Origin of the sequence: Phytomonospora sp. NPDC050363 (assembly GCF_040655735.1) — a bacterium.
Lineage (GTDB): Bacteria > Actinomycetota > Actinomycetes > Mycobacteriales > Micromonosporaceae > Phytomonospora.
On sequence record NZ_JBFAKK010000005.1, the window covers coordinates 390,279 to 416,200 of the forward strand.

The window sequence follows — 25,922 nt, forward strand, 5'->3', positions numbered from 1 at the left end:
TCAAGTCACCGCTGACCGCTGACCGCTGACCGCTGACCCGTCGGCCGTCGGCCGTGGTCCATCGGCTCTCACCGGACTTCGCCGCGTTTTCGGCAAGCTCCCGCGTACCGTGACCGCGCTTCTCCTATGGTCGCTCGTCGAGTCCGCTTCACTCCAACGGCCGCTCCTCGCGGCATTTTGAGGCGTTGCTGTGGTTTGCTTCGCCACCGCCACCGCCACCGCCACCGCCACCGCCACCGCCACCGCCACCGCCACCGCTCGGCTTGTTCGCGGCCTGCGGCAGTCGGCGTCCGGGCTTCTTCAGTGCCGCCGCTTCTCGCCGGTTCCGAAGCTGTCGGGGGAGGTGGTCCGGCGGATAGGCGGCCGCCAAGCATGGTCTCCGCTGCCGCTGCCACCGCCACCGCGATCACCACCTCACCGCTGGGTTTGTTCGCGGCCTGCGGCAGTCGGCGTCCGGGCTTCTTCAGTGCCGCCGCTTCTCGCCGGTTCCGAAGCTGTCGGGGGAGTTGCTCCGGCGGATAGGCGGCCGCCAGGCATGGCCGCGTCGTTCTGGGCCACCGCTGGCCGCCACTCCACCCCTCCCTTCTCTGGCATTGCTCCACCCCTCGCCACGCAGCCCTGCACCGCCTTACCCCGTGTATCGCCTTGCGGGCGAGCCCCGAGGTTGGTGGGGCAGCGTTGCCGTGCGGCCGCCCGGCCGCCACCATCCCCGCCGGTTCGCCGCCTTGCCCTCCCCGCGCCCGTCCGCCGGTGCCCACGCTGCGGCACCCCATCCGTACTGCGCTCGCTTCCCGCCCCGTCCAGTCCACCGTCCTGCCCGATGCCTCACCCCGCCTTCCCGCACAGGGCCGCCGTCCGCACGCCGGCTCGGCCCAGTACCTCCCCCGGCCACACCGCCTCGGCCCTCCCACCCACGCCCCGCTCCCACCCGCCCGGCACCCGCACCCGCTTCGGTCCTCACCCCCTGCCGCCCCCACCCCCTCCCGCCCCCCGGAAAACCCCTGGCCGCCCACCCCCGCCGCGCGTACTGTCGCTCGCGCCTACCCCGAGGAGCCCTCCCCCATGAGCACCGCCGCCACCGACCTCCCCATCGCCGACCCGCCCGAGGTCCGGCGGGCGGCCTGGCGGCTGCTCAAGTCCCGCCCCGCCGTCCTCACCGCGGTGGTCGTCCTCCACGTCCTCGCGGCGGTGACGGGGTTGGCGGGACCGTGGCTGCTGGGCCGGCTGATCGACGACGTGCGAGTCGGCACGACGGAGGCGGGCATCGACCGGATCGCGCTGCTGATCGCCGGCTTCGTGGTCGTCAACGCCGTCGTCACGCGCTTCGCCCGCTACGTGTCCTTCCGCTTCGGTGAGACGCTGCTGGCCGAACTGCGCGAGAACTTCATCGCCCGTTCCCTGTCCCTTCCCCTGTCCACCGTCGAGAAGGCCGGCACCGGCGACCTCATGACGCGCAGCTCCCAGGACGTCGACGCGCTCGGCTCCTCGATCCGTTTCGCGGTCCCGGAGATGCTCGTCGGGGTGGTGACACTCGCCCTCACCCTCGTCGCGATGGTCACGATCAACCCGCTGCTCGCACTGACCTCCCTTGTCGGGGGACCGGTCCTGTTCGTCGTGACCCGCTGGTACCTGCGGCGGGCCCGGCTGGTCTACCTGCGCGACGGGCGGGCGCGGTCGGCGATCAGCGAGGGCCTGGCGACCACGGTCGAGGGTGCGCGCACGATCGAGGCCCTCGGCCTCCAGGACCGCCGCGTCGAACGCGGCTACGAGACCCTCCGCGGCTTCCACGACGTGCGGATGTCGGCCCTGCGCCTGCGGACGGTGTGGTTCCCCATCACCGAGTTCACCTACATGGTCCCGCTCGCGGCGATCCTCCTTGTCGGCGGCGTCCTGTTCGCCAACGACTTGGCGACGATCGGCGCGGTCACCGCCACGGCCCTCTACGTCAACCAGACCATCGAGCCCCTCGACCGCCTGCTCGCCTGGACCGAGCAGCTCCAGATCGGCTCGACGTCCTTCGCTCGCGTCCTCGGCGTCGGCAAGGTCCCCGCCGACCGCACCGAGCACGGCCTCGAACCCGCCGACGACAAGCTCGCCGCCACCGACGTCCGCTACGCCTACGCCGAGGGCCACGACGTGCTCCACGGCGTCGACCTCACCATCCGGCCGGGGGAGCGCCTGGCGATGGTGGGCCCCTCGGGCGCCGGGAAGTCGACGCTGGGGCGGCTGCTCGCCGGCGTCGACGGGCCGCGCACGGGCGGGATCACCGTCGGCGGCGTCGACGTGACCGGCCTCCCGCTCGGTGAGCTGCGCCGCCGGATCGCGCTGGTCACCCAGGAGCACCACGTGTTCCTCGGGACCCTTCGCGACAACCTCGCGCTCGCCCGCCCCGACGCCACCGACGAGGAGATCCACCAGGCGCTGTCCTCGGTGGACGCCGACTGGGTCGCCGATCTGCCCGGCGGGCTCCAGGCCGAGTTGGGCTCCGGCGGCTACGAGCCCTCGCCGGCGCAGGCGCAGCAGATCGCCCTGGCTCGGCTGGTGCTCGCCGACCCGCACACGCTCGTCCTCGACGAGGCGACCTCGCTGCTCGACCCGCGCGCGGCCCGCCACCTGGAGCGCTCGCTCGCGGCGGTCCTGTCCGGGCGGACGGTGATCGCCATCGCCCACCGGCTGCACACCGCCCACGACGCCGACCGGGTCGCCGTCGTCAGCGGCGGCCGGATCGCCGAGCTGGGCAGTCACGACGAGCTGATCGCCGCCGACGGGGACTACGCGGCGCTGTGGAAGTCCTGGCGTTCTTAGGTCCGGGTCCTAGAACGCGTAGGGACCGAAGCGTCCCCACGCCACGAACACGGCGACGGCGAAGAGCACCACGTTGACGGGGACCGACTTGGCCTCCTTGTGGCGCAGGTGCACGATCGCCGCGCCGACCATCATCAGCGCCAGGCCGGTGGCGGCCAGCGGGGTGAGGATCGTGGCCACGTCGAGCAGCGGCGGCAGGATCAGCGCGAACATCGCCGCGACCTCCGACCAGCCGATGAGCCGGACGCCGATGGGCGGGAAGTCGTCGACCCAGGCGCCGAGCTTCTCGCGCAGGGTGGGGATGGGCGCGGTGGCCTTGAACAGGCCCGACAGGCCGAGGGCGGCGAGGAGGATCTGGCCGATCCACAGTGCGGTTTCCATGGTGTGCTCTCCGGGAGGGGGAAGTGGAGGGAGGTCTCCACAAAACTTCGGCGAGCCTAACACAAGTGGAGCATGATCTCCGCTTGTTAGGCTGGGGCCATGGCGACCCGTGAAACCCCGGCGGGCCTGCGCGCCGACGCCGCCCAGAACCGCGAACGCATCCTCACCGTCGCCCGCGAACTGTTCGCCGAACGCGGCGGCGACGTCCCCATGGACGAGATCGCCCGCCGCGCCGGCGTCGGCATCGCCACCCTCTACCGCCGCTTCCCCACCCGCGAGGCCCTGATCCAGGCCGGCGTCGAGCACACCGTCGACACCTTCGCCGCCCTGGTCGCGCGGGCCAAAAAGGTCCCCGATCCCGCGCTCGCCTTCGCCGAGGTGCTCGAACGCGCCCGCGTCCTCCAGCTGGAGCATCGCGGCTTCTCCGAGGCCATGTGCCCCACGGGCGGTTTCGAGGAGCAGAAGCGCTGCATGCGTGCCGACATGGCGGTGGTCATCGAGCGTGCGAAGGACGCGGGCCTGCTGTGCGCCGACTTCACCGCCGAGGACTTCCTGACGATCGTGCTCGCCCACGCCGGAGTCGTGGCCGCCGTCGGTCGCAGCGAAGGGCGCGAGGCGATGTCGCGCCGGTTCATGGCCGCGGCCCTGGCCGGCTACGGCGGCTCCGGCGGCGCGGTGCTCCCGCCGCCGGTGGATCCGGTGTCCGTCTACGGGCACTGACGCGCCCGAGGTGCCGGTGTTCCGCCTCACCTCCACCTCATTAAGTTGTGCACAACTTAATCGTGCACTACCGTTAGGTGCATGGACGAGACCCTCCGACTGCGCAACCAGGTCTGCTTCGCACTGCACTCGGCCTCCCGCGCCGTCACCGGCGTGTACCGCCCGATCCTCGACGAGCTTGGCCTGACCTACCCGCAGTTCCTGGTCCTCCTCGCACTCTGGGAGCGCGACGGCCGGACCGTCTCCGAACTCGGCGCGGCCCTGCGTCTCGACTCGGGCACGCTCTCGCCGCTGCTCAAGCGCCTGGAGTCGGCCGGAATGGTCGACCGCCGCCGCGACACCGCCGACGAACGCCAGGTCACCGTCCACCTCACCGACGACGGGGAGGCCCTGCGCGAACGCGCGCGGGCCGTCCCCGGGCAGGTCGCCGCCGCCTCCGGCCTCACCCGCGAGGAACTGGTCGAACTGCGCGACGTGCTCACCACCCTCACCGACAACCTGAAGGGCGAATCATGAAGGTCCTCTACACCGCCGAGGCCACCGCGACGGGCGAAGGCCGCAACGGCCACGTCACCTCCAGCGACTCCCTCCTCGACCTCGACCTGCGCGTCCCCGCCGACCTCGGCGGCCCCGGCGGCGGCAGCAACCCCGAGCAGCTCTTCGCGGCCGGCTTCTCCGCCTGCTTCCACAGCGCCCTCCAGACCGTCGCCCGCCGCGAGAAGACCCGGCTGGGCGCCTCGACGGTCACCGCGAAGGTCGGCATCGGCGCCAGCGGCGGCGGCTACGGCCTGACCGTCGAACTGGACGTCGCCATCCCCGGCCTCGACCACGCCACCGCCGAGGAACTGGTCGCCAAGGCTCACCAGGTCTGCCCCTACTCGAACGCCACCCGTGGCAATGTCGAGGTCACGCTGACCGTCAACAAGGGGGAGTGACCATGTCCTACGAGTCCCGTGAGTGGCATCTCGCCCGCCGGCCGCACGGCTGGCCGGTACCCGAGGACTTCTCCCTGGAGACCGTCGACCTGCCCGAGCCCGGCGCCGGCCAGGTCGTCGTCCGCAACACCTTCATCTCCGTCGACCCCTACATGCGCGGCCGCATGAACGACGTCCCGTCCTACGTGCCGCCCTACCGGCTGGGTGAGCCCATGGAAGGCGGGGCCGTCGGCGAGGTCGTCGCCTCCGGGGACGACTCGGTCGCCGTCGGCACGCACGTCGTGCACGGCAACGGCTGGCGCGACCACGCCCTCATCGAGGCCGCCAAGGTCCGCGCGATCGACCCCGCCGCCGTCCCGAGCGAGTCGGCCTACCTCGGCCCGCTCGGCATGACCGGACTGACCGCCTACGCCGGCCTGCTGGAGATCGCCGCGATGAAGCCCGGCGAGACCGTGTTCGTCTCCGGCGCCGCCGGTGCCGTCGGCCAGATGGTCGGCCAGATCGCCCGCCTCAAAGGCGCCGCCCGCGTGGTCGGCAGCGCCGGCTCGGCCGCCAAGATCGAGCACCTCACCGGCCGCCTCGGCTTCGACGCCGCCTTCGACTACCACGACGGCCGCATCCGCGACCAGCTCAAGAAGGCCGCCCCCGACGGCATCGACGTCTACTTCGACAACGTCGGCGGCGAGCACCTCGAAGCCGCGATCGGCTCGATGAAGCTCTACGGCCGGGCCGCGATCTGCGGCGCGATCTCGATGTACAACGAGACCGAACCGCCCACCGCCCCGCGCAACCTCGGCCTGCTCATCGGCAGGCGCGCGACACTGCGCGGCTTCCTCGTCGGCGACCACGGCAAGCTCATGCCGCAGTTCCTGTCCGAGGCCGTGCCCTGGCTCGCCAACGGCGACATCATCGCCGACGAGACCGTCGTCGACGGTGTCGACCACGCCGTCGAGGCGTTCCTCGGCATGCTGCGCGGCGAGAACCTCGGCAAGATGGTCGTGCGCGTCTAGCGACGCCTCCCGGCGCTGGGGCCTCAGCCGATCGTGGTCGGCACGAGGTTCCAGCGCCGGATCACCTTCCGGCCGTGCTCGAAGCCCAGCGCCGACACCGTCGCGGTGTCCAGCCACAGCAGCGCGCCGCCCTCGGTGCCCAGCCCGATCCACCGTGCCGCCGCCGCGCGCAGCGCGTGCCCGTGCCCGACCAGCCCCACGTTGCCCATCGCCAGCGCCGTCTCGGCCCGCGCGAGCACCCGGTCGAGGCGCTCGCCGACCTGTTCGGGCGACTCGCCGCCCGGTGCGCCGTCGCGCCAGATCGTCCAGTCCGGATCGGTCTGGTGGATCTCGTCGCTGGTGATCCCCTCGTAGTCGCCGTAGGCCCACTCGGCGAGGTCCTCGTCGATGGTCACCGGCGGCAGCCCGGCGAGTTCGGCCGTGCGCAGCGCGCGCCTGCGCGGCGAGGACAGCACCTTCGTGAACTCCAGCGGGGCCAGCAGGGGCCGCAAACGTTCCGCCTGCTCGACCCCCACGGTCGTCAGGTCCAGGTCGGTCACCGACGTGTGCTGCCCCGAGAGGCTCCACTCGGTCTGGCCGTGCCGTATGAGAAGGATCTCCGCCATACCCGCCATCGTATGGGCCCGCCCGATCCTCCGCTTAGGATCGAGCCCGCCGAAAACCGTGGAGGTACACCGTGGCACGTCCCCTGACCGTCGTCACCGGAGGCAGCCGCGGCATCGGTGCGGCCACCGTCGCCCGACTCGCCGCCGACGGCCACGACCTGGTCATCGGCTACTCCAGCGACGCCGAGGCGGCCGCCGCGACCGCCGCCTCGGCCGAGGCGTCCGGCGCGCGCTGCGCGGTCGTGCACTGCGACGTGTCCGTCCCCGCCGACGTCGACCGCCTCTTCGACACCGCCGCCGAACTGGGCACCCTCACCGGCCTGGTCAACAACGCCGGCATCACCGGAGGCTTCGGCCGCCTCGCCGACGCCGAACCCGCCACGATCCAGCGCGTCATCGACGTCAACGTCGTCGGCGTCCTGCTGTGCTGCCGGCGCGCCGCCCGCGACCTGGGCCGGGGCGGCGCCATCGTCAACGTCTCCTCCGGCGCGGCCACCCTCGGCAGCCCCGGCGACTACGTCCACTACGCCGCCTCCAAGGCCGCCGTCGACACCGCCACGATCGGCCTGTCCAAGGAACTCGGCCCCGACGGCATCCGCGTCAACGCCGTCGCCCCCGGCATCATCGACACCGAGATGCACGCCACCGGCGGCGACCCCGGCCGCGCCGCCCGCGTCGGCCCCCAGATCCCCCTCGGCCGCGCCGGCACGGCCGCCGAGATCGCCGCCGCCATCGCCTGGCTGCTGTCGGAGGAGTCCTCCTACACGACCGGGGCCGTGCTCAGGGTCGCCGGCGGACGCTGACCCAGGACGTTCTCCCGGCCCCAGGCGCCCAGCGGCTTCAACGCCTGATTGAGCGCCAGTCCACGCTCGGTCAGCGAGTACTCCACCCGCGGCGGCACCTCGTCGAAGTCCTGCCGGTGCACGATCCCGTCGTCCTCCAGCGCCCGCAGATGCGACGCGAGGACCTTCTCTGTCAGCCCCGGCATCGTCCGCCGCAGCTCACCGAAACGAAACGGGCGCAACGCGAGCGTCCACAGGATCGACACCTTCCACTTGCCCTCGATCACGGTCATCGCCGCCTCGATCGGGCACTCTTGCGCACTCGGCCGCACCACGTCCACCTCCACGCTTACCTCCGGGACACCACCCACTCCAAAGTGCGTACTTGATCGACCCGGAACCCGCGACAAGGCTAGTCCTCATGACCACCCACAAGACCCCGATCACCCTCCTCGGCCTCGGCTCCATGGGACGCGCGCTCGCCGGCGCCTGGCTCGCCGCCGGGCACCCCGTCACCGTCTGGAACCGCTCTGCGGGCAAGGCCCCCGAAGGCGCGACGCTCGCCGCGAGCGCCGCCGAGGCCGTCGCGGCGAATCGGCTGGTCGTCGCCTGCCTCCTCGACGACGCCAGCGTCGAGGCGGTCCTCGACCGCACCGACCTGAGCGGCCGGGACCTGATCAACCTCACCACCAACACCCCTGCCGAAGGCCGCAAGCGGGCCGAGTGGGCCGCCGGGAGGGGCGCCCGCTTCCTCGACGGCGGCGTGATGGCCACGCCCGCCATGATCGCCACGCCCGCCGCGTTCATCCTCTACAGCGGCGTCGCCGAGGTCTTCGACGAACACCGTGACGCGCTCGCCGCCGTCGCCGATCCGCAGTTCGCCGGTACCGACCCCGGCCACGCGGCCCTTCTCGACGTCGCCCTGCTCAGCGCCATGTCCGGACTGTTCGGCGGCTTGGTGCACGCCTTCGCCCTGACCGAGGGCGAGGTGCCGCCCCGCGAGTTCGCGCCGATGCTCGCCGGGCTCATGGCGGCACTGGCGCAGGCCACCACGCACGGCATCGCCGAGCGTCTGGCCACCGGGGACCACACGACGAACGTCGAGTCCTCCCTCGCCATGCAGGACGTGGCGAGCGGGACGCTGTTGCGCACGGCCGCCGAGCGGGGTGTCAGCACCGAGTTGATCGAGCCCTACCTGGCGCTGATGGCCCGCCGGGTCGCCGAAGGGCACGGGGCCGAGGAGAGCAGCGGGCTGGTCGGCGGCCTCACACCGGCGAGCAGATGAAGGCCGTGCGCTGACCTTCGATGCGGGTGACGACGACGGTCGCCTCCGCCGCGCCCTTCGCCTTGCCCTTGCCCAGCAGCTCCCGGCGCAGCGCGTCGGGGTCGATGTCGACACCGCGCTTCTTGACCGTCAGCCGCCCGACCCCGCGCTCCCGCAGCGCCGAGCGCAGCCGTTTCACCGAGAAGGGCATGGTCTCCTCGACCTCGAAGGTCCGCGCGAAAGGCGTGGCGACCAGGTCGTCGGCGTGCAGGTAGGCGATCGTGGGGTCGGCGAGGCGGGCGCCGAGCAGGTCGGCGAGTTCGCTGACGAGGTAGGTGCGCAGCACGGCGCCGTCGGGTTCGTAGAGGTAGCGGCCGGTCTCGCCGAGGGGCGCGGGGCGGTCGCCGGCTCCGGTGAGCTCATGGACCTCGCCGCGCCGGATGACGGTGGCGCGGCGGGGGACCTCGACGGTCCGGCCGAGCCAGAGCGCGGCCTCGACGACGTCGCCGTCGACGGAGACCCATTCGGCCTCGGCGCCGGCGGGGACGGCTTCGTGGGGGATGCCGGGGCCGACCTTGATCACGCCGTAGGGCACGCCCTCGGCGCGGGCGAGGAGCGCGTTGAGGGGCGGGGCGTAGGCGGCGGGGTCGAAGACGCGGCGGCCCGCGGCGTCGCGGCGGGCGGGGTCGGCGAAGACGGCGTCGCAGCCGGTGAGGTCGGTGTCGAGGGCGTCGGCGTTGCGGACCTCGATGAGGTCGGCGAGGCCGAGCGCCTCGGCGTTGGCGGTGGCCAGGGCGGCGGTGGCGGCGTCGGCGTCGACGGCCACCACGCGAAGGCCCGCGCGGGCGAGGGCGACGGCCTCGGTGCCGATGCCGCAGCACAGGTCGGCGACCCGGGTCGCGCCGGCCGCCTTCAGTCGCGCGGCGCGGCGCGCGGCGACCTCGGGGCGGGTGGCCTGTTCGAGGCCGTCGCGGGTGAAGAACATGGCGTGCGCGTCCTCGCCGAACTTCGCCGCCGCCGACAGTCGCAGCGTCGCCTGTGTCAGGGCCGCCGAGGCCAGCTCAGGGTCGGACGTGTGGGCGCGCAGGGCCAGGGCCGCGCGGGCGGGGTCGGTGGCGGCCAGCTCGCCGGCGACGGCGAGCAGTTCGGCGCCTTCGGGGGAGCGGAGGGCGTCGAGCTTGGTGTCGGCGCTTGGGGACATGGGCCAATCCTGCGCGACGGCGTGGCGCGCGACGTTGGCGGGGAGGCTCGTCGTGGGGCGCCGGGGGTGTCTTACGCCACGCCGTAAACCGCCCTCTAGCAGCCCCGCTTGCTGTGATGTTGGCACTCTCCTTGACGGAGTGCCAGCCTTCGGCATAGTCTCTGCGTTAGCACTCTCCCTAGGAGTGTGCCAGCTCATCTGAGCGGACCGGGGGTCTCGCCACCCGCGACGACGGGACTCCGGTACATGTCAAGTTCGTTCCCATGTACCCACGGAGGGTATCAGTGACCACCGCGACCAAGGTTGCGATCAAGCCGTTGGAGGACCGCATCGTGGTCCAGGCCAACGAGGCCGAGACCACGACCGCCTCCGGCATCGTCATCCCCGACACCGCCAAGGAGAAGCCCCAGGAGGGCACCGTCCTCGCCACCGGCCCCGGCCGGATCGACGACAAGGGCAACCGCGTCCCGCTCGACGTCAATGTCGGCGACACGGTGATCTACTCCAAGTACGGCGGCACCGAGGTCAAGTACGCCGGTGAGGACTACCTGATCCTCTCGGCTCGTGACGTTCTCGCCGTCGTCGAGAAGTAGTAAGGCCGAGTCACGACCGTGACGATCTAGACGGTTGATCGCCCCGGAGTCTCGACGAGGCTCCGGGGCGGTGCCGTACGAAGGGAAACCGGAAACACCATGTCGAAGATCATCAGCTTCTCCGACGACGCCCGTAAGAGCCTGGAGGCCGGCGTCAACCGCCTGGCCAACGCGGTGAAGGTGACGCTCGGCCCGCGCGGCCGCAACGTCGTCCTGGACAAGTCGTTCGGTCCCCCCACGATCACCAACGACGGCGTGACCATCGCCAAGGAGATCGAACTCGACGACCCGTACGAGAACCTCGGCGCTCAGCTGGCCAAGGAAGTCGCCACCAAGACCAACGACGTCGCCGGTGACGGCACCACCACCGCCACCGTCCTGGCCCAGGCCATGGTCACCGAAGGCCTGCGCAACGTCGCCGCCGGTGCCGGCCCGATCGCCCTCAAGCGGGGCATCGACGCCGCGGCCCAGGCTGTCAGCGAGGCGCTGCTGGCCAAGGCCGCCGAGGTCGCCGACAACGCCGACATCGCCAAGGTCGGGGCCATCTCGGCCCAGGACGCCACCATCGGCGCGCTCATCGCGCAGGCGATGGACACCGTCGGCAACGACGGCGTCATCACCGTCGAAGAGGGCTCGACGCTCGAGACCGAGCTCGAGGTCACCGAGGGCATGCAGTTCGACAAGGGCTACATCTCCCCGTACTTCGCCACCGACGCCGAGGCCGGCGAGGCCGTCCTCGACGAGCCCTACATCCTGGTCGCCAACCAGAAGATCTCGGCGATCGAGGAGCTGCTGCCGCTGCTGGAGAAGATCGCCCAGTCCGGCAAGCCGCTGCTGATCATCGCCGAGGACGTCGAGGGCCAGGCGCAGTCGACGCTGGTCGTCAACGCGATCCGCAAGACCTTCAAGGCGTGCGCGGTCAAGGCGCCCGGCTTCGGCGACCGCCGCAAGGCCATGCTGGAGGACATCGCGGCCCTCACCGGTGCCGAGTTCGTCTCTCCCGAGATCGGTGGGAAGGTCGACTCGCTCACCCTTGAGCAGCTCGGCAGCGCCCGTCGCGTCGTCATCACCAAGGACACCACCACCATCATCGATGGCGCCGGTGACAAGGCCGCCGTCCAGGCCCGCGTCGGGCAGATCCGCAACGAGATCGCCGACACCGACTCCGACTGGGACCGCGAGAAGCTCTCCGAGCGCCTCGCGAAGCTCTCCGGCGGCGTCGCGGTGATCAAGGTCGGCGCCGCCACCGAGGTGGAGATGAAGGAGAAGAAGCACCGCATCGAGGACGCCATCTCGGCGACCCGTGCGGCCGTCGAGGAGGGCATCGTCCCCGGGGGCGGCACCGCCCTCGTCTCGATCGCCGACGCTCTCGACAAGCTCGACTTCGAAGGCGACGAGGCCACCGGTGTTCGCATCGTCCGCAAGGCGCTGCGCGAGCCGCTGCGCTGGATCGCGATCAACGCCGGCCTCGACGGCAGCGTCGTGGCCGAGAAGGTCGCGGCGATGGACTGGGGCCACGGCCTCAACGCCGCCACCGGTGAGTACGGCGACCTGATCGCCGCGGGCATTCTCGACCCGGTGAAGGTGACGCGCAACGCCGTCATCAACGCCGCGAGCATCGCCGGTCTTCTCCTGACGACCGAGTCGCTGATCGTCGAGAAGCCCGAGGTCAGCGAGCCGGCCGGCCACTCGCACTCGCACGGCGGGCACTCGCACTCGCACTAGAACCACGCAAGGACGAAACGGGACGCCTCCGCACGGAGGCGTCCCGTTCGCTTTCTGCGTCAGTAGGCCGAGATCGTTCCGGGGGCCCGCTCGCTGCGCGACAACGCGCGCAGGACGGCGACCCGGCCGTGCTTGCGGACCGCGTGGCCGGTCAGCGCGCCGATCACCACGTCGACGGCCTCCTCGGGCAGCACCGGCGGCTCGGCGAACACGCTGAACGCGAGGTCGTCGGTGTGCACGACCAGCTCGGTGAGGCGGGTGAGCAGGAAGGTGTCGAGCGTCAGCGCGTGATGGCCGAACACGTTCACCCAGCGGTTCGGGTCCTCGCCCGGCAACCGCGTCGCCAGCCGCGCCAGCGCCGCGTCCACTTTGGCCGCCAGCCGCGCCGGCCCGCCCTCGGCGTCCTGCTCGGCGCGCTCGCGGATCGCGCGGTGCGAGGGGGAGTCGAGAGGCTCGTCGCTCTTGCCCTTGGAGCCCTTGGCGAACCACTCGCCCAGGTCCATGCGGGGCACGTCGGACGACAGCGGGACGTCGAGGAAGCGATCGGCGTTGAGGATCTGGCGCGCCAGGTGGCCCGACAGTCCGCGGACCTGGAACTCGGCGAGGGCGCTCGGCCGGTTCCAGCGCTCGGCGACCTCCGGGGAGGCCAGCAGGTCCCGGGCGACGGCCCCGGTTTTGCAGAACAACTGCCACATGGGGGTCATGACGGTGAGTATGCCGAACATGTGCCTTCGGTGGGAGTCCCGACGGCGGGCGGCATGCTGTCGATGCCGCCCGCCGCGACGCTCCGCCAGGTCAGGCCACAGTGGACGAACGGCTCGGCGTTCGGCCGGTGCCGACCCGGCGGTCGCTCACGTGGCCACCGAGTAGATCGGGAACGGTGCGTTGGCCGTGTCGTAGCCCGGTTCGAGCGTGAAGCTCTGGCCGGTGCAGTCGCTGAACTCGTAGGCGTGCACGGCGTGGCCCATCTGGTTGGCCATCGACCAACCGCCCGGGATGCCCCAGTAGCAGGTGCCGCCCTGGTTGCCGCCGTACTGGTCGCCGGTGAAGTTCTGGCCGGTCCAGACGCAGAAGTAGCCGTCCGGGCAGCCGGGATGATCGAGCTGGTCGACGGTGTCGGCTCCGGCGGGCGTGGCCACGGCGGCCAGCCCGAGCAGTCCCATGGCCGCGACGGCCCCGACCCGTGTCTTCCATCCGAGAGACATCGGTGAGTTCTCCTCCCCTTTGAAGCGCGAGTCCCCACTCGCTGCACGTCACCTGTAGTACTACAGGTGGTGTACAACTAAGATAGACGGCATTTGAGTCGTTAGGAAGTGATATGCCGGAAAATCCGGAGAGACGCGCGAAACTCGGCGACGCCGCCGTCCGGGTCATCGCCCGTGAAGGCTGCCGCGGCCTCACTCACAGGGCCGTCGACCGCGAGGCCGGCGTGCCCATCGGCACCGCCGTCAACTACCACCGCACCCGCGAGGACCTCCTCATCGCCGCCGCCGGCCGCCTCATCGGCCCCGACGTCATCGACTACGCCCACGCCCACGCACCCGCCGAGCCCACCGCGGCCTGCGTCGAGGACATGCGCACACTGCTGCGCGCCATCGTCGACGACGCCGTCGGCCCCGCCCGTGGCCCCATGTACCGCGTCACCTTCGAACTCCTCCTCGAAGGCGTGCGCCGCCCGCGCCTGCGCGAAGTCCTCGCCGAACTCAACCGCGCCGAACTCGCCGCCATCACCGCCGCCTTCGCCGCCGCCGGACACCACCTGGAGGCCGAGGACCTGTCCCGGGCGACGGCCGGCCTCTACGGCGTGATCTTCGGACTCCTCACCGGCGTCCCCACCCTCGACGAGGCCTCCGCTCGCGTCGCCGTCGACGAGCTCGCCGACCGCCTCTGGCACTCCATGACGCCGATTCGCGCTACGCCCCAGTAGGAAACTTCTGTCACGCGGGTCACAAAGCAGGGGACTTTGCAGGACGAAAACCCGCTAACCTAGGCAAAATGCACCTGCAAAACCGCGTCAGGATCGCGTGGCTCCCGTGTCTCACGAGTAAGACGAGAGAGGTGGGACAGATGAGATCGGTCCTGGTTTGTGTAAGAACTCCGGCAGCGGCGCAGAAAATCTCCGCCTGCGCCAGCCGCACCGGGGTGGCACAGGCGGTCCGCACCGCTTTGTCATCCGCTGATGTCCACATGAGATTGCGGGAACGGCGGGCCGACGTGGTCCTCGCCGACGTGGCGCTCACCCGCCCCGACCCCGTCTCCTTCACCCGACAGGTGCTCGCGCTCGCCCCGGGCACCGGCGTCGTGCTGGTCGGCAACGCCGATCCGCGCATCGCCGCCCTCGCCGTCGCCGCCGGAGCGCGAGGGGTCATCCGCGCGGGGAAGGAAGAGGAGGACCTGGTCGTCGCGCTCACCCAGGCGATCATGATGGTGTGTCCCCGTGTGAACGGGATGGTGCCGAGGCAGCCGGCGATGGGCGAGGGCACGTCCCTCCCGGCGGGCAGCGGACCGAGGCGCGGGAGCGCGCTGACCGAACGCGAGATGCAGGTGCTGCGCGGGATGAGCGAGGGCAAGAGCAACGGCGAGATCGGCCGGGACCTCTTCGTCTCGGAGGACACCGTCAAGACGCACGCGCGGCGGTTGTTCCGGAAGCTGGGCGCGCGCGACCGCGCGCACGCGGTGGCGGAGGCGTTCCGGTCGGGTCTGGTGAGTTAGCGGCTCGCGGCGCGCGGTGCCTGTGCTCGGCGGTGGCGGCTGCCGGGTGGTGGTGTTCGGTCCGGTCGCGGGTTCGGTCCGGTGGGTTCGGCAGTCTCGACCGGTCCGGCAGTTCGGTGGGCCGACGGCCTCGGTTCCGGTGGATCCGACAGCGTCGGCAGGCCCGGTGGTGAAGGTCCGGCCGCGGAAGCGGGCGGGCGGCGGAGTGCGGGGAACGGCCCTTGGGCATGCGGGCACGTCGGCGGCGGTGGACGTCGCTGAGTGGTGGTGACGGCGCCGGACCGCGTGGTGGCGGAGCCGGTGGGACGGGAAGGTCGCAGGCGGAGTGCCGTGGCCGGCCCGGAGAGTGGTGGCGAGTGCGCGCCACGGGTCACTGGGGAGGATGACTCGCGGACGACTCGGGTGCGGAGCCCGCCTCGCCCACGGCGGGCATGTCGTGGGCGGGGCGGGGAGAGTCCTGGGGTCGTGCGTACACGTGCGGCGGGCGCGCTTGGCGGTGCGGCGAGAAAGCCACCGTCGCAGGCAGCCCGCGTCGGCCCCTACTCGTCCAAACTGCTGTGCGCGTCCTGTACCCCGTCCGTGTACCCCCGCGCGTAATCCCACGAGACGTACTGACTCGGGTCGGGGTCGTACGCCGGTTCGTGCAGTCGCGGCCGGTTCGACTCCAGCAGGTGCCGCAGGTTACTGCGCAACAGCCCCCACTCGAAGTAGTGCGGCTCGCGGCAGTCCGGGCACTCGATGACCAGCCCCCGCACACCGGTCGGTTCCAGCAGGGACTGGTACACCTCCAGGCTGGTCAGGTCCTCGATGATCTCGGCGCGCTCGGTCTCGCTGAGCGGCTCGGCCGACAGCTCGTCGTCGCCGAGTTCGTGGTCCGGCTCGTCGGAGAACGGATCGCGTGGCTCATCCTGCACTCGTCCACCGTATCCCGGGGGCGGGACAGTGTGTGTGCTCGTACGATTTGCGTCGACCGTAGGATTACCGGATGGAACACCTTGGGGAACCGGGCGGGACCCCCGCCGCGGGAAATATGAGTGCCGGTTTCGTACCCAACACACCCTTGGGGGCCGAATTCGCGCTCCCGCTGGGGCTGACTTTCGACGACGTCCTCCTGCTGCCGGGGGAGTCCGACGTCCTCCCGCAGGAGGCGGACACCCAGACGAGGCTGACCCGCAATGTGACCTTGCGCATGCCTCTGGCCTCGGCGGCCATGGACACCGTCACCGAGGCGCGGATGGCGATCGCCATGGCCCGCCTCGGCGGCATCGGCGTCCTGCACCGCAACCTGTCGCCGCAGGACCAGGCCATGCACGTCGACCTCGTGAAGCGCTCCGAGGCCGGCATGGTCACCCATCCGGTCACCTGCGGTCCGGACAACACCCTCGAAGAGGTCGACCGCATGTGCGGCCGTTACCGCATCTCGGGCCTGCCGGTCGTCGACTCCGCGGGCACCCTCGTCGGCATCGTCACCAACCGCGACATGCGCTTCGAGACCGACCAGAGCCGCCCCGTGCGCGAGATCATGACCCCGGCTCCCCTGGTCACCGCGCCGGTCGGCGTGTCGGCGGAGGACGCGATCGGCATCCTGCGCCAGCACAAGATCGAGAAGCTCCCGATCGTCGACGGCGCCGGCAAGCTGCGCGGCCTGATCACGGTCAAGGACTTCGCCAAGAGCGAGAAGTACCCCAACGCCACCAAGGACGACAGCGGCCGCCTGCGCGCGGCCGGCGCCATCGGCGTCGGCGACGAGGCCTATGAGCGCGCGGGCCTGCTCGTCGACGCCGGCGTGGACGTTCTCGTCGTCGACTCCTCGCACGGCCACCACCGCGGCGTGCTGGAGATGGTGGCGCGCATCGCCAAGGACTTCGGCGACCGCGTCGACGTCATCGGCGGCAACATCGCCACCTACGACGGCGCCAAGGCCCTCGTCGACGCCGGCGCCGACGGCGTCAAGGTCGGCATCGGGCCGGGCGCGATCTGCACGACGCGGGTCGTCGCCGGTGTCGGCGCGCCCCAGATCAGCGCGATCATGGACGCCGCCCGGGCCGCGCGCCCGCACGGCGTCCCGGTCATCGGCGACGGCGGCATCCAGTACTCCGGCGACATCGCCAAGGCGATCGTGGCCGGCGCCGACACCATCATGCTCGGCCAGCTCTTCGCCGGCTGCGAGGAGAGCCCGGGCGAACTGGTCTTCGTCAACGGCAAGCAGTTCAAGTCCTACCGGGGCATGGGCTCGCTGGGCGCCATGCAGGCGCGCGGCCAGGGCCAGTCGTACTCCAAGGACCGCTACTTCCAGGCCGACGTGTCCTCCGCGGACAAACTCGTCCCCGAAGGCGTCGAGGGCCAGGTACCGTACCGGGGCACCCTCGCCCAGGTCGCGCACCAGCTGGTGGGCGGCCTGCGCCAGGCGATGGGGTACAGCGGTGCCGGTACGATCGCAGCGCTGCACGAGCGGGGACGCCTGGTCCGGATCACCGCGGCGGGTCTCAAGGAGAGCCACCCGCACGACATCCAGATGACCGTCGAGGCTCCCAACTATCACTCGCGTTAGGGAAGGACAGTCCTGTGCCGGATGTCGTGGAGATCGGAGTGGGCAAGGTCGCGCGCCGCGGCTACCACTTCTACGACGTGTCGATCGTGCCCAGCCGCCGCACCCGGGACGTCGACGACGTGTCCACGGCCTGGCAGCTCGACGCCTACCGCTTCGGGATCCCGTGCGTGGCGCACCCGTCCGACGCGACGATGAGCCCCGCCACGGCGATCCGCCTCGGTCAGCTCGGGGGCCTCGGCACGCTCAACGCCGAGGGCCTGTGGTGCCGCTATGACGACCCCGAGCCGATCCTGGCCGAGCTGGCCGACCTGGAGGACGACTCGGTGGCCGCCACCCGGCGGCTGCAGGAGGTCTACGCCGAGCCGATCAAGCCCGAGCTGATCGCCGAGCGCGTCAAGCAGCTCCGCGAGGCGGAGGTGACCGTCGCGGTGCGCGTGTCGCCGCAGCACACCCTCGCCCTGGCGCCGGTGATCCTCGACGCGGGCATCGACATCCTGATCATCCAGGGCACCGTCGTGTCGGCCGAGCACGTCTCGGCCCACGACGAGCCGCTCAACCTCAAGGAGTTCATCGCCGACCTCGACCTGCCGGTCATCGTCGGCGGCTGCACGAACTACCAGACGGCCCTGCACCTGATGCGCACCGGCGCCGCCGGCGTCATCATCGGTGTCGGGCAGGACGTCTGGTCGACGAGTTCCGAGCAGCTGGGCATCAAGGTGCCGATGGCCTCGGCCGTCGCCGACGCCGCCGCGGCCCGCCGTGACTACCTCGACGAGACCGGTGGCCGCTACGTGCACCTGATCGCCGACGGCGACATCGAGACCTCCGCCGACATCGCCAAGGCGATCGCCTGCGGTGCCGACTCGGTGATGCTCGGCCAGCCCCTCTCCATGTGCGAGGAGGCCCCGGCCGGCGGTGCCTGGTGGCAGTCGGTGGCCAGCCACCCGAAGCTCCCGCGCGGCCGCTACGCCTCGCCGGACGAGGACCGCCACGGCGACATGGAGCAGCTGCTGCACGGCCCGTCGGTCGATCCGTCGGGAACGATGAACCTCTTCGGCGGACTGCGCCGGGCCATGGCCAAGTGCGGTTACTCCGACGTCAAGGAGTTCCAGAAGGTCGAACTCACCGTGTCCTTATAGGACTCGAACGTAACGCACAAAAAGGAGAAGGCCGGAAACCCTTGAGGTTTCCGGCCTTTTCACTGAATATGCCTCCACAGGGGATTGACGACGATCATGACCCCTGGCATGCTTTCGCCTCGTGCCCCCATCGACTTCGGCCAAACGGGACCGCGCGCAAAGACTGTCCATAAAGGAGAGTCCGCCGGGGGTGCGGCATCTCCGGCGCTTCCCATCCGGCCTCGCACGCCGCCGCGCTCACCGCCGCGTCAGCCGCCACCGCACCGCCTATCTCATCGCCTACCTCGTGCTCCTGGTCGCACCGACCGTCCACGCCCTCGACCTCGTCGTCCGCACCGACCCCGCCTGGGGCGGACCCGCCGTCATCCTCGGCCTCGGCGCCTGCGCCCTGGGCGCGGCCGCCTTCTACCTCTTCACCGGCGCCGCCCGGATGAAACTCGACGCCGACCTCGCCGTCGACGGCTCCCTCCTCGTCGCCGCCAACGACGGCGAACGCCACCCCACCGTCGTCGACCTGCACACCCCAGACGTCACCGTCATCAAGAAGAACACCCGCGCCGGAACCCGCTGGCTCCTGCGCATCCGCGCCGAAGGCGGCCGACGCCGAGCCGTCGTCCCCCTCAACGACCCCCGCGTCGGACAGGTCCGCTGCGCCGAAGACCTCGACGCGCTCGCCGACGTGCTGGCCGCCTCGCCCGAACCCGAGGGCAAGGGCGCCGCCCGCGAGATCCGCGCCCTGGTCCCGCGCGCCGACCCCCGCCCCGGCGACGCCCAGGCCCTCGACGACTGCGTCCCCCACCTCGCCCCGCGCACCACGTGGGACCGCGTCGCCGCCGCGATCTGGGCCCTGATCTTCCTTGCCGCCGGAGCCCTTCTCCTCGACGTCGCCCTCGACGGCTACCGCTTCCAGAACGCGCTCATCGCCGAGGGCCGCCCCACCTCGGCCACCGCCTCCAACGTCGTCGACATCCTCATGTTCGCCTCGGTCTGCCTCCTGGCCGTCGGCGGCTACCGGCTGCTCGTCAAACCCTTCCGGCGCTCCGCGAGCTCCTACACCCTCCCGCGACTGTCCGGGCCCGGCGGCTCCCTGATCGTCCGCTCCGTCGAGAACCACAACCCCTCCCCGCCCCGGCCGCCCGAGGCCGGGCCCCGCAGCCTCCGCTTCGCCGAGTACCCCGACCGTGAGTTCGGCCGTGCTCCGCGCCGGATCGCCGCGGCCGTCGCCGGTCCCGTCCTCGGCCTCGCCGCGCTCGCCGGGCCGCTCCTGGCGGGCCTGGCGATGCTCAGGGGAGCGCAGGCGATCTCGGTTCCGTCCTGGTTCTGGGCGGCGGTGAGCGTGCTGGCCTTCGGCCTGCCGGGCACGCTGTACTGGGCGCACGGCAGCGTCGTGCGGCACTTCCAGGCGGTCAACCGCACGACCCTGTGGCTCGACGGGTACCGGCTCATCTGCGACGGGCCCCGGGGTGTGCATCGCGGCGACCTGCACAGCCCGCGCGTGCGCATCAAGACCGTCTACGGCAACGCCGTGCTCTACGTCCCCGTCGACGGCTGGTGGCACCGCTACCCCATCCTGCTCACCCAGGGCAAGACCGACAGCTGGCGGCCCGCCGTCGACCTGCACCGCCTCGTCGCGGCCCTGCGAACCTCGCCGCACCAGTCGGGACGCGTGTGCGCCACCCAGATCCTGTCGATCGCGCCGCTCGAACCCGGGCAGCGGCTGCCGAAGCTTCCGCAGCCCTCGGGCCGGCGGATCGCGCCGGCGGTTCCGGCCATGCCCGCGACCGTCGCCGGGCGCGGTGTGCGCGCCACGGCCCTGATCGCCACGGCCGCCTTCGTCGTGCTGGTCGGCCTCACCGCGGCCTCGCAGGCCGGGGGACGGCCCCTCGACCGGGCGGACGGCGAGATGCCGGTGCTGGTCACCGCGTGCCGCGAGGGTGCCCCCGTCGGTCCGCACGGTTTCGGCCGCCTCCCCGAGTGCCAGGTCCAGCGGCCCGACGGTTCGGCCGTCTGGATCCCCGGCGGCGAGTTCGGCCCCGACGACCTCGGCCGCCACGTCACCGCCGCCTACGCCGACGGCGAACGGCAGGAGTGGTGGTACGAGAAGCTGCTGACCACGCCGGGGCCGACCCTCGTGCGCGCCGACCGGCCGCGCGACTGGTCGGCGGTGCCGATGATGGTCTTCGCGCTCTGCGGGGCGGCGCTGCTGTTCGTGCAGGCCTGCCGCCTGGCGTTTCGTCGTACGGTCGGGGCGGGGTGAGGCGCGCGACTACCTGGTCAGCGCCTTGCCGACCCGCTTGACGGCCTTGCGGGGGTTCTTGCGCAGCTCCTTGAGCGTCGCCCGCAGGGCCACGCGCGGGCCGATCGAGCGCAGGCGCACCCGCAGCGCCAGCGAGGGCGAGCGCAGTGTCGAGGGGTCGAAGCCGAGCGTGCCCCAGGTGTCGATGCGGCGGACGCGGGCGGTGACGTGGCTGAGGACGGCCTCGACCTCGCCGGCCTCGATGAGGGCGAACTGGCGTCGCATTTCGGCGGGCATGCCGAGGGCGATGCGGGACTTCGACCAGGCGACGACGGTCGGGGCGACGGCGTCGAAGGCTTCTTGGCGGACCTTCGGGTCGGGCTCCTTGGTCATGTGCCACAGCAGGCCCTGGAGGCCCTTCTCCATGTGGCGGCGCAGGAGCAGGTCGCGCTTGTTGCCGGGCGGGAGTTCGGCCTTGAGCAGCGTGAACATCCGCAGCAGCGATTCGAGGCGGCTGGACACGCCGGACTCGCGGGCTGTCCTGTGCGTGACGCCGTTGAGGTCGGGGCGGCGGGTGGCGTAGTAGCAGTCGTAGTCGCCGACGACGGAGATGACGCGCGCGTTGATGTAGGCCTTGGCCACGAAGGGCTGGTCCTCGCCGAAGGCGGCGCCGACGGGGAAGCGCAGGCCGAGGTTCTCGATCAGTTCGCGGCGGAAGAGCTTCAGCGGGGAGAGGGTCCAGTAGACCCTGGAGGTATAGAGGTTCACCTTCGCGCGGGTCTTCTTGAACATGATCTTCGGGACGCGGCGGCCGTCGACGCCGACCATCCTGCCCAGCACGACGTCGGAGGAGTTCTCCTCGGCCATGCGCACCATCCGCTCGACGGCCTCGGGGCCGAGGTAGTCGTCGGCGTCGAGGAACAGCACGTACCTGCCGGTGGCCACGTCGAGGGCGGCGTTGCGCGGCGCCCCCGGTCCGCCGCTGTTGGGCTGGCGCAGGGCGCGCACGACCTTCGGGTGCGCGGCGGCGAAACGCTCGGCCTCCTCGCCGGTCCCGTCGTTCGACCCGTCGTCCACCACGATGATCTCGAGCTCATCCAGGCCGATCGTCTGCCCGAGGGCGGACTCGATAGATCGGGTCAAATAGGGCATAGCGTCGTACGCAGGCACGACGATGCTCACGAGAGGCGTTGACATGAATCCCCGTTGCTGTCCGTTAGCCGTACATGGCTCTAGTCTGTGGAACTTTCGATGTGCTCGCAGGTGGATTCGAGGGCACCGACGAGAACATCCCCTTCCCACTTGTATAGAGCGCGGCGACGCGCGGTCGGTTGAGCAATTGTGACCGGGGTCACTCGTTCTGAGGTGTCCGTCACGAGAAGTTCGTAAGCCGCCCGCAACGCCTCCACCGGCGCCGGATCGGGCTCCGACCCGCGCAAACGCGCCGCGATCTCCCGGTACACCGCCGCCACCGCCGCCCGGAAGTCGTCAACGGCCGGAACATCCGGCGCATCCGCCGGCGGAAGGTGCGCCTCCAGCACCATCATCGGCCGCGCCGCCCACCCCAGGTCGTAGGAGATGCGCCGCGCGTCGGCGCTCATCGGCCCCGGCGCCGTCACCGGCTCGGCCGCCGCCTTCACGATCGCCGCGTCCATCTCCGCCCGCGCCAGGCGCAGCTCGTCGAGCGTCTTGCGCAGACTGCCCTCCTTGCGCCGCGACGGCTTCGCGTGCCGCGCCAAGACCAGGTCGGCGTAGGCGGCGTACCGCCCCGTCAGGTCCGCGAGGCGCTCACCCAGCAGCGGCGTCTCCCACTTCGGCCACGCCAGGAAGAACACCAGCGCGAAGGCGCCCCCGACGATCGTGGCCAGGACCCGCTGCGTGGCCGCGTACAGCGGCGAGTCCCCGCCCAGCTCCATGTTGAACACCACGAAGGCCGCGACGCTGGCGCTGTAGGCGACGTAGGAGGCCTGGAAGAGCAGGTAGGAGACGAAGGCGAAGACGATCACCACCGGCGCGATGTAGAGCGGATCGACCGGCAGCAGCGACGACAGCAGCCCTGCGACCAGCGCCCCCGCCGTCGTCCCGATCGTGCGGCCCACGCCCTTGCCGATCGTCCCCGCGAAGTCCGCCTTCAAGACCAGCCACGCCGTCAGCGGCAGCCAGTAGCCGTGCCCGCCGGGCCAGAACAGCGCGCCCACCGAGGCGATCCCGACCGCGAAGGTCGTGCGCAGCGCCTCCCGCAGCGCCGTCGACCGCGGCGACAGGTTCGCCCGCAAGGTCACCAGCGAGCTCTTGAGCATCTCCCGCAGCGGCGGGATTTCGGGCACCAGCCGCCAGCGCGAGGGATCCATCCGGTCCCCGCCGTCGTCGTCGACCGTCGGGGTGGCCGCCGTGGTCGCCGCCGCCCGCACCAGGCTCAGCAACCGCGTCGCCTCGTACTCCGGGATCGGCAGGTACGTCGACTTGTTGTCCTCGGCGACCTGCTCGACCGCCGCGCTCAGCCGCTTGTGCCAGGCCGGCTTGGGCACCTCCCGCTCGGCGAGCGCGTCGCCGATCGTGTCCAGCGCCTCGGCCGCCTCCCGCAGCACCGCCGCCAGGTGCCGCGCGGCCGTCGGCTCGGCGTCGGTCAGGCGACTGCGCGCCGACCCCACCGCCGCGATCACCGCCCGCAGCCTGCGCGCGTGCGTCAACGCGGTGAGGAACACCTCCGGCGTCTCACGATGGGTCTCCAGGACCGACTCGGCCAGCTCCAGCGGCGCCGTCGACGGCGGGCCGTGCGTCTCGTCGGCCGTCTCCCGCGCCTCGGCCGCCAGCCAGTGGTAGACCCCCGCCAGCGCCATGCGCTCACTGCGGTGCCGGTGACGGGGGAGCAGGACCACGATCGCCGCCTGCGTCAGCCCGCCGACGCACGCCGCCAGCGCCGCCATCTCCGGCCTGTTGTGCAGCGTCAGACCGTGCGCGAGAAAGATCGCCGTACCGCAGGTCGTGGCCACCGAACTCGCCATGTCGCTCAGCGAACCGATGAGCCCGCACACCAGGCACCAGGTCATCACCACCGCGATCGACACCACCGGGATGTCGTCGGTGTACCCGCCGATCAGGACGCCGAGGCCCATCACCGCGCCCGCCAGGACGGCGAGCATCGGACGCGGGCGCGCGTCGCGGTGGAAGGTCGTCAGGCCCGCCGACCACGCGCCGATCGCCGCCGCGCCGCCCAGCGTCGGGTAGCCCAGGAACATCCCGCCCAGCAGCGGAATCGCGATCCCCAGGGCACAGCGGAACGCCGAGTGCGGATCGATGCGGTCGGGCGTCCAGCCCAGCAGCGAACGCCGCACCTCCTGAACAGGAGCCCGCACCACCATGCCGGGAGAATAGTTGGTCGGAGGGTGCATATGGCGCCTTCGGCGCGGACAGCGCTGTGCTTATGGCGCCTTCGGTGCGGTCCGCCGCTCTGCGCGGCGGTGGCCGCCGCCGTCCGGGGTCGGTGTGGGTGGTGGGTCGCGGTGGGCGGCTTTGGCCACCACCACGCCGTACGCGTCGCCCGGCGGATTTCTGCCGGGTGCGCAGGGGTCGTGGCTGGTACTCCGCGGGACCCATCGACGCCCGTCACACCCGTCACACCACCCGTCGGCGCGGCGCGGTCCCCCAATTAAGCTGCACACATGACCCTGCCTGCACCGGTCCTCGTCGTCGACTACGGAGCCCAGTACGCACAGCTCATCGCGCGCCGCGTGCGCGACGCCCGCGTGTACTCCGAGATCGTTCCGCACTCGATGCCGGTGGCCGAGATGCTGGCCAAGAACCCCGCCGCGATCATCCTGTCGGGCGGCCCCTCCAGCGTCTACGCCGACGGCGCCCCGAAGACCGACCCCGCCCTGTTCGAGGCGGGCGTCCCGGTCTTCGGCATCTGCTACGGCTTCCAGGCGATGACCGTCGCCCTCGGCGGCACCGTCGAGGCGACCAACCGCCGCGAGTTCGGCGGCACCCCGCTGGAGGTCTCCACCGCCGGTGCCCTGTTCGCCGGCCTCCCCGCCGCGCAGTCGGTGTGGATGAGCCACAACGACTCGGTCACCGAGGCCCCCGCCGGCTTCACCGCCACCGCGAGCTCCGCCGGCGCGGCCGTCGCCGCCTTCGAGGACCTCGACCGGCGCCTGGCCGGCGTCCAGTTCCACCCCGAGGTCGCCCACACTCCCCACGGGCAGGCGGTCCTGCGCCACTTCCTCTACGAGATCGCCGGCATCGAGCCCACCTGGACCATGAGCAACGTCATCGACGAGCAGGTCGCCGCGATCCGCGAGACCGTCGGCGACAAGCAGGTCCTGTGCGCCCTGTCCGGCGGCGTCGACTCCTCTGTCGCCGCCGCGCTGGTCCACCGCGCCGTCGGCGACCAGCTCACCTGCGTCTTCGTCGACCACGGCCTCCTGCGCGCCGGCGAGGCCGAGCAGGTCGAGAAGGACTACGTCGCCGTCACCGGCATCAACGTCAAGGTCGTCGACGCCTCCGAGCGCTTCCTCGCCGAACTCGCCGGCGTCACCGACCCCGAGACCAAGCGCAAGATCATCGGCCGCGAGTTCATTCGCGTCTTCGAGCGGTCCGCGCGCGAACTCGAAGCCGAGAACCACATCGACTTCCTCGTGCAGGGCACCCTCTACCCCGACGTCGTCGAGTCCGGCGGCGGCACCGGCACCGCCAACATCAAGTCGCACCACAATGTCGGCGGCCTCCCCGACGACCTCCAGTTCACCCTCATCGAGCCCCTGCGCACCCTCTTCAAGGACGAGGTCCGCCGCATCGGCCTCGAACTGGGCCTGCCCGAGTCGCTCGTGTGGCGCCAGCCCTTCCCCGGCCCCGGTCTGGGCATCCGCATCATCGGCGAGGTCACCGAGGAGCGCCTGGAGATCCTGCGCGCCGCCGACGCCATCGCCCGCGCCGAACTCACCGCCGCCGGCCTCGACCGCTCCGTGTGGCAGTTCCCCGTCGTCCTGCTCGCCGACGTGCGCTCGGTGGGCGTACAGGGCGACGGCCGGACCTACGGGCACCCGATCGTGCTGCGCCCGGTGTCCAGCGAGGACGCCATGACCGCCGACTGGTCGCGCCTGCCCTACGACCTGCTGGCCAAGATCTCGACGCGGATCACCAACGAGGTTGCCGAGGTCAACCGCGTGACCCTCGACATCACCAGTAAGCCCCCGGGCACCATCGAATGGGAGTAGTGGGGCGGGAGCCGCGGTTCCCAGTCGACTCCTACGATCGGTAGTACGCT

The 25,922-nt window shown here is 71.6% G+C and carries 24 protein-coding genes; 15 read left to right on the forward strand and 9 right to left on the reverse strand.

What is annotated here, in order from left to right:
• Nucleotides 1-1,062: 1,062 nt before the first annotated feature.
• The gene (locus AB0I28_RS16360; protein WP_357493917.1) at nucleotides 1,063-2,805 is read left to right on the forward strand and encodes an ABC transporter ATP-binding protein; all 1,743 of its coding nucleotides are present in this window, start codon (nucleotides 1,063-1,065) and stop codon (nucleotides 2,803-2,805) included.
• A 9-nt stretch (nucleotides 2,806-2,814) separates the two neighbouring features.
• Here AB0I28_RS16360 and AB0I28_RS16365 read toward each other — a convergent pair whose 3' ends face one another.
• The gene (locus AB0I28_RS16365; RefSeq protein WP_357493919.1) at nucleotides 2,815-3,186 is read right to left on the reverse strand and encodes a DoxX family protein; all 372 of its coding nucleotides are present in this window, start codon (nucleotides 3,184-3,186) and stop codon (nucleotides 2,815-2,817) included.
• A 99-nt stretch (nucleotides 3,187-3,285) separates the two neighbouring features.
• Here AB0I28_RS16365 and AB0I28_RS16370 point away from each other — a divergent pair, with 99 nt between their 5' ends.
• From AB0I28_RS16370 to AB0I28_RS16385, 4 genes are all read left to right on the forward strand, one after another.
• Nucleotides 3,286-3,906: a helix-turn-helix domain-containing protein gene (locus AB0I28_RS16370; protein ID WP_357493921.1), complete on the forward strand. Its 621-nt coding sequence runs from the start codon at nucleotides 3,286-3,288 to the stop codon at nucleotides 3,904-3,906.
• Nucleotides 3,907-3,987: 81 nt separating this feature from the next.
• Nucleotides 3,988-4,422 (forward strand): MarR family transcriptional regulator, encoded by a 435-nt coding sequence (locus tag AB0I28_RS16375; RefSeq protein WP_357493923.1) that lies wholly within the window; start codon nucleotides 3,988-3,990, stop codon nucleotides 4,420-4,422.
• Entirely contained in the window at nucleotides 4,419-4,841 is a 423-nt protein-coding gene (locus AB0I28_RS16380) for an organic hydroperoxide resistance protein (RefSeq protein WP_357493925.1), read from the forward strand. Before AB0I28_RS16375 ends, AB0I28_RS16380 begins: the two co-directional genes overlap by 4 nt.
• 2 nt (nucleotides 4,842-4,843) lie before the next feature.
• Nucleotides 4,844-5,851 (forward strand): NADP-dependent oxidoreductase, encoded by a 1,008-nt coding sequence (locus tag AB0I28_RS16385; RefSeq protein WP_357493927.1) that lies wholly within the window; start codon nucleotides 4,844-4,846, stop codon nucleotides 5,849-5,851.
• Between the two features lie 23 nt (nucleotides 5,852-5,874).
• Here AB0I28_RS16385 and AB0I28_RS16390 read toward each other — a convergent pair whose 3' ends face one another.
• Nucleotides 5,875-6,456 (reverse strand): histidine phosphatase family protein, encoded by a 582-nt coding sequence (locus AB0I28_RS16390; protein ID WP_357493929.1) that lies wholly within the window; start codon nucleotides 6,454-6,456, stop codon nucleotides 5,875-5,877.
• A 71-nt stretch (nucleotides 6,457-6,527) separates the two neighbouring features.
• Here AB0I28_RS16390 and AB0I28_RS16395 point away from each other — a divergent pair, with 71 nt between their 5' ends.
• Nucleotides 6,528-7,259 carry an SDR family oxidoreductase gene (locus AB0I28_RS16395; protein ID WP_357493931.1) on the forward strand — a complete coding sequence of 244 codons (732 nt, stop codon included), beginning with the start codon at nucleotides 6,528-6,530 and terminating at the stop codon, nucleotides 7,257-7,259.
• Here AB0I28_RS16395 and AB0I28_RS16400 read toward each other — a convergent pair.
• Nucleotides 7,217-7,531 (reverse strand): helix-turn-helix domain-containing protein, encoded by a 315-nt coding sequence (locus AB0I28_RS16400; RefSeq protein ID WP_357493933.1) that lies wholly within the window; start codon nucleotides 7,529-7,531, stop codon nucleotides 7,217-7,219. The genes AB0I28_RS16395 and AB0I28_RS16400 overlap by 43 nt on opposite strands.
• 128 nt (nucleotides 7,532-7,659) lie before the next feature.
• Between AB0I28_RS16400 and AB0I28_RS16405 the strand changes: the two genes are divergently transcribed.
• Nucleotides 7,660-8,523: an NAD(P)-binding domain-containing protein gene (locus tag AB0I28_RS16405; protein ID WP_357493935.1), complete on the forward strand. Its 864-nt coding sequence runs from the start codon at nucleotides 7,660-7,662 to the stop codon at nucleotides 8,521-8,523.
• On the opposite strand, the gene AB0I28_RS16410 is transcribed toward AB0I28_RS16405, so the two are convergent.
• On the reverse strand, nucleotides 8,504-9,703 hold the full coding sequence (locus AB0I28_RS16410; RefSeq protein ID WP_357493937.1) for a methyltransferase domain-containing protein: 1,200 nt from the start codon (nucleotides 9,701-9,703) through the stop codon (nucleotides 8,504-8,506). The two genes, AB0I28_RS16405 and AB0I28_RS16410, sit on opposite strands and share 20 nt — an antisense overlap.
• A gap of 263 nt (nucleotides 9,704-9,966) precedes the next feature.
• Here AB0I28_RS16410 and groES point away from each other — a divergent pair, with 263 nt between their 5' ends.
• Together groES and groL are read left to right on the forward strand one after the other, a co-directional pair.
• On the forward strand, nucleotides 9,967-10,296 hold the full coding sequence (gene groES / locus AB0I28_RS16415; RefSeq protein WP_184789459.1) for a co-chaperone GroES: 330 nt from the start codon (nucleotides 9,967-9,969) through the stop codon (nucleotides 10,294-10,296).
• A 99-nt stretch (nucleotides 10,297-10,395) separates the two neighbouring features.
• Nucleotides 10,396-12,021: a chaperonin GroEL gene (gene groL, locus AB0I28_RS16420; protein ID WP_357493939.1), complete on the forward strand. Its 1,626-nt coding sequence runs from the start codon at nucleotides 10,396-10,398 to the stop codon at nucleotides 12,019-12,021.
• A gap of 59 nt (nucleotides 12,022-12,080) precedes the next feature.
• Here groL and AB0I28_RS16425 read toward each other — a convergent pair whose 3' ends face one another.
• Nucleotides 12,081-12,725 carry a maleylpyruvate isomerase N-terminal domain-containing protein gene (locus AB0I28_RS16425; protein WP_357493941.1) on the reverse strand — a complete coding sequence of 215 codons (645 nt, stop codon included), beginning with the start codon at nucleotides 12,723-12,725 and terminating at the stop codon, nucleotides 12,081-12,083.
• Between the two features lie 147 nt (nucleotides 12,726-12,872).
• On the reverse strand, nucleotides 12,873-13,226 hold the full coding sequence (locus AB0I28_RS16430) for a peptidase inhibitor family I36 protein (RefSeq protein ID WP_357493943.1): 354 nt from the start codon (nucleotides 13,224-13,226) through the stop codon (nucleotides 12,873-12,875).
• Nucleotides 13,227-13,339: 113 nt separating this feature from the next.
• On the opposite strand from AB0I28_RS16430, the gene AB0I28_RS16435 reads away from it, so the two are divergent.
• Complete coding sequence (locus AB0I28_RS16435; protein WP_357493945.1) at nucleotides 13,340-13,948, forward strand: TetR family transcriptional regulator C-terminal domain-containing protein; 609 nt, start codon at nucleotides 13,340-13,342, stop codon at nucleotides 13,946-13,948.
• Between the two features lie 140 nt (nucleotides 13,949-14,088).
• Entirely contained in the window at nucleotides 14,089-14,733 is a 645-nt protein-coding gene (locus tag AB0I28_RS16440) for a response regulator transcription factor (RefSeq protein WP_357493947.1), read from the forward strand.
• 539 nt (nucleotides 14,734-15,272) lie between these two features.
• Here the strand turns inward: AB0I28_RS16440 and AB0I28_RS16445 are convergent.
• Complete coding sequence (locus tag AB0I28_RS16445) at nucleotides 15,273-15,647, reverse strand: DUF5319 domain-containing protein (RefSeq protein WP_357493949.1); 375 nt, start codon at nucleotides 15,645-15,647, stop codon at nucleotides 15,273-15,275.
• Between the two features lie 116 nt (nucleotides 15,648-15,763).
• Here AB0I28_RS16445 and guaB point away from each other — a divergent pair, with 116 nt between their 5' ends.
• The 3 genes from guaB (at nucleotide 15,764) to AB0I28_RS16460 (ending at nucleotide 20,680) form a co-directional block, all read left to right on the forward strand.
• Nucleotides 15,764-17,284 (forward strand): IMP dehydrogenase, encoded by a 1,521-nt coding sequence (gene guaB / locus AB0I28_RS16450; protein WP_357493951.1) that lies wholly within the window; start codon nucleotides 15,764-15,766, stop codon nucleotides 17,282-17,284.
• A gap of 14 nt (nucleotides 17,285-17,298) precedes the next feature.
• Nucleotides 17,299-18,423, forward strand: coding sequence for a GuaB3 family IMP dehydrogenase-related protein (locus AB0I28_RS16455; RefSeq protein WP_357493952.1), 1,125 nt, complete (start codon nucleotides 17,299-17,301; stop codon nucleotides 18,421-18,423).
• A gap of 190 nt (nucleotides 18,424-18,613) precedes the next feature.
• Nucleotides 18,614-20,680 carry a DUF6346 domain-containing protein gene (locus AB0I28_RS16460; protein WP_357493954.1) on the forward strand — a complete coding sequence of 689 codons (2,067 nt, stop codon included), beginning with the start codon at nucleotides 18,614-18,616 and terminating at the stop codon, nucleotides 20,678-20,680.
• A 9-nt stretch (nucleotides 20,681-20,689) separates the two neighbouring features.
• On the opposite strand, the gene AB0I28_RS16465 is transcribed toward AB0I28_RS16460, so the two are convergent.
• Together AB0I28_RS16465 and AB0I28_RS16470 are read right to left on the reverse strand one after the other, a co-directional pair.
• The gene (locus AB0I28_RS16465) at nucleotides 20,690-21,856 is read right to left on the reverse strand and encodes a glycosyltransferase family A protein (protein ID WP_357493956.1); all 1,167 of its coding nucleotides are present in this window, start codon (nucleotides 21,854-21,856) and stop codon (nucleotides 20,690-20,692) included.
• A gap of 35 nt (nucleotides 21,857-21,891) precedes the next feature.
• A complete protein-coding gene (locus AB0I28_RS16470; RefSeq protein WP_357493957.1) occupies nucleotides 21,892-24,021 on the reverse strand; it encodes an FUSC family protein in 2,130 nt (709 codons plus the stop codon).
• 300 nt (nucleotides 24,022-24,321) lie between these two features.
• On the opposite strand from AB0I28_RS16470, the gene guaA reads away from it, so the two are divergent.
• Nucleotides 24,322-25,872: a glutamine-hydrolyzing GMP synthase gene (guaA, locus tag AB0I28_RS16475; RefSeq protein ID WP_357493959.1), complete on the forward strand. Its 1,551-nt coding sequence runs from the start codon at nucleotides 24,322-24,324 to the stop codon at nucleotides 25,870-25,872.
• The last annotated feature ends 50 nt before the right edge of the window (nucleotides 25,873-25,922 follow it).

Coding starts and splice junctions, on each gene's coding strand:
- AB0I28_RS16410 (WP_357493937.1), bottom strand. CDS start 9,703: ATGTCCCCAAGCGCCGACACCAAGCTCGACGCCCTCCGCTCCCCCGAA.
- AB0I28_RS16440 (WP_357493947.1), top strand. CDS start 14,089: ATGAGATCGGTCCTGGTTTGTGTAAGAACTCCGGCAGCGGCGCAGAAA.
- AB0I28_RS16425 (WP_357493941.1), bottom strand. CDS start 12,725: ATGACCCCCATGTGGCAGTTGTTCTGCAAAACCGGGGCCGTCGCCCGG.
- AB0I28_RS16400 (WP_357493933.1), bottom strand. CDS start 7,531: ATGACCGTGATCGAGGGCAAGTGGAAGGTGTCGATCCTGTGGACGCTC.
- AB0I28_RS16405 (WP_357493935.1), top strand. CDS start 7,660: ATGACCACCCACAAGACCCCGATCACCCTCCTCGGCCTCGGCTCCATG.
- AB0I28_RS16375 (WP_357493923.1), top strand. CDS start 3,988: ATGGACGAGACCCTCCGACTGCGCAACCAGGTCTGCTTCGCACTGCAC.
- guaA (WP_357493959.1), top strand. CDS start 24,322: ATGACCCTGCCTGCACCGGTCCTCGTCGTCGACTACGGAGCCCAGTAC.
- groES (WP_184789459.1), top strand. CDS start 9,967: ATGTACCCACGGAGGGTATCAGTGACCACCGCGACCAAGGTTGCGATC.
- groL (WP_357493939.1), top strand. CDS start 10,396: ATGTCGAAGATCATCAGCTTCTCCGACGACGCCCGTAAGAGCCTGGAG.
- AB0I28_RS16370 (WP_357493921.1), top strand. CDS start 3,286: ATGGCGACCCGTGAAACCCCGGCGGGCCTGCGCGCCGACGCCGCCCAG.
- AB0I28_RS16385 (WP_357493927.1), top strand. CDS start 4,844: ATGTCCTACGAGTCCCGTGAGTGGCATCTCGCCCGCCGGCCGCACGGC.
- AB0I28_RS16470 (WP_357493957.1), bottom strand. CDS start 24,021: ATGGTGGTGCGGGCTCCTGTTCAGGAGGTGCGGCGTTCGCTGCTGGGC.
- AB0I28_RS16435 (WP_357493945.1), top strand. CDS start 13,340: ATGCCGGAAAATCCGGAGAGACGCGCGAAACTCGGCGACGCCGCCGTC.
- AB0I28_RS16465 (WP_357493956.1), bottom strand. CDS start 21,856: ATGTCAACGCCTCTCGTGAGCATCGTCGTGCCTGCGTACGACGCTATG.
- AB0I28_RS16360 (WP_357493917.1), top strand. CDS start 1,063: ATGAGCACCGCCGCCACCGACCTCCCCATCGCCGACCCGCCCGAGGTC.
- AB0I28_RS16430 (WP_357493943.1), bottom strand. CDS start 13,226: ATGTCTCTCGGATGGAAGACACGGGTCGGGGCCGTCGCGGCCATGGGA.
- AB0I28_RS16380 (WP_357493925.1), top strand. CDS start 4,419: ATGAAGGTCCTCTACACCGCCGAGGCCACCGCGACGGGCGAAGGCCGC.
- AB0I28_RS16390 (WP_357493929.1), bottom strand. CDS start 6,456: ATGGCGGAGATCCTTCTCATACGGCACGGCCAGACCGAGTGGAGCCTC.
- AB0I28_RS16365 (WP_357493919.1), bottom strand. CDS start 3,186: ATGGAAACCGCACTGTGGATCGGCCAGATCCTCCTCGCCGCCCTCGGC.
- guaB (WP_357493951.1), top strand. CDS start 15,764: ATGAGTGCCGGTTTCGTACCCAACACACCCTTGGGGGCCGAATTCGCG.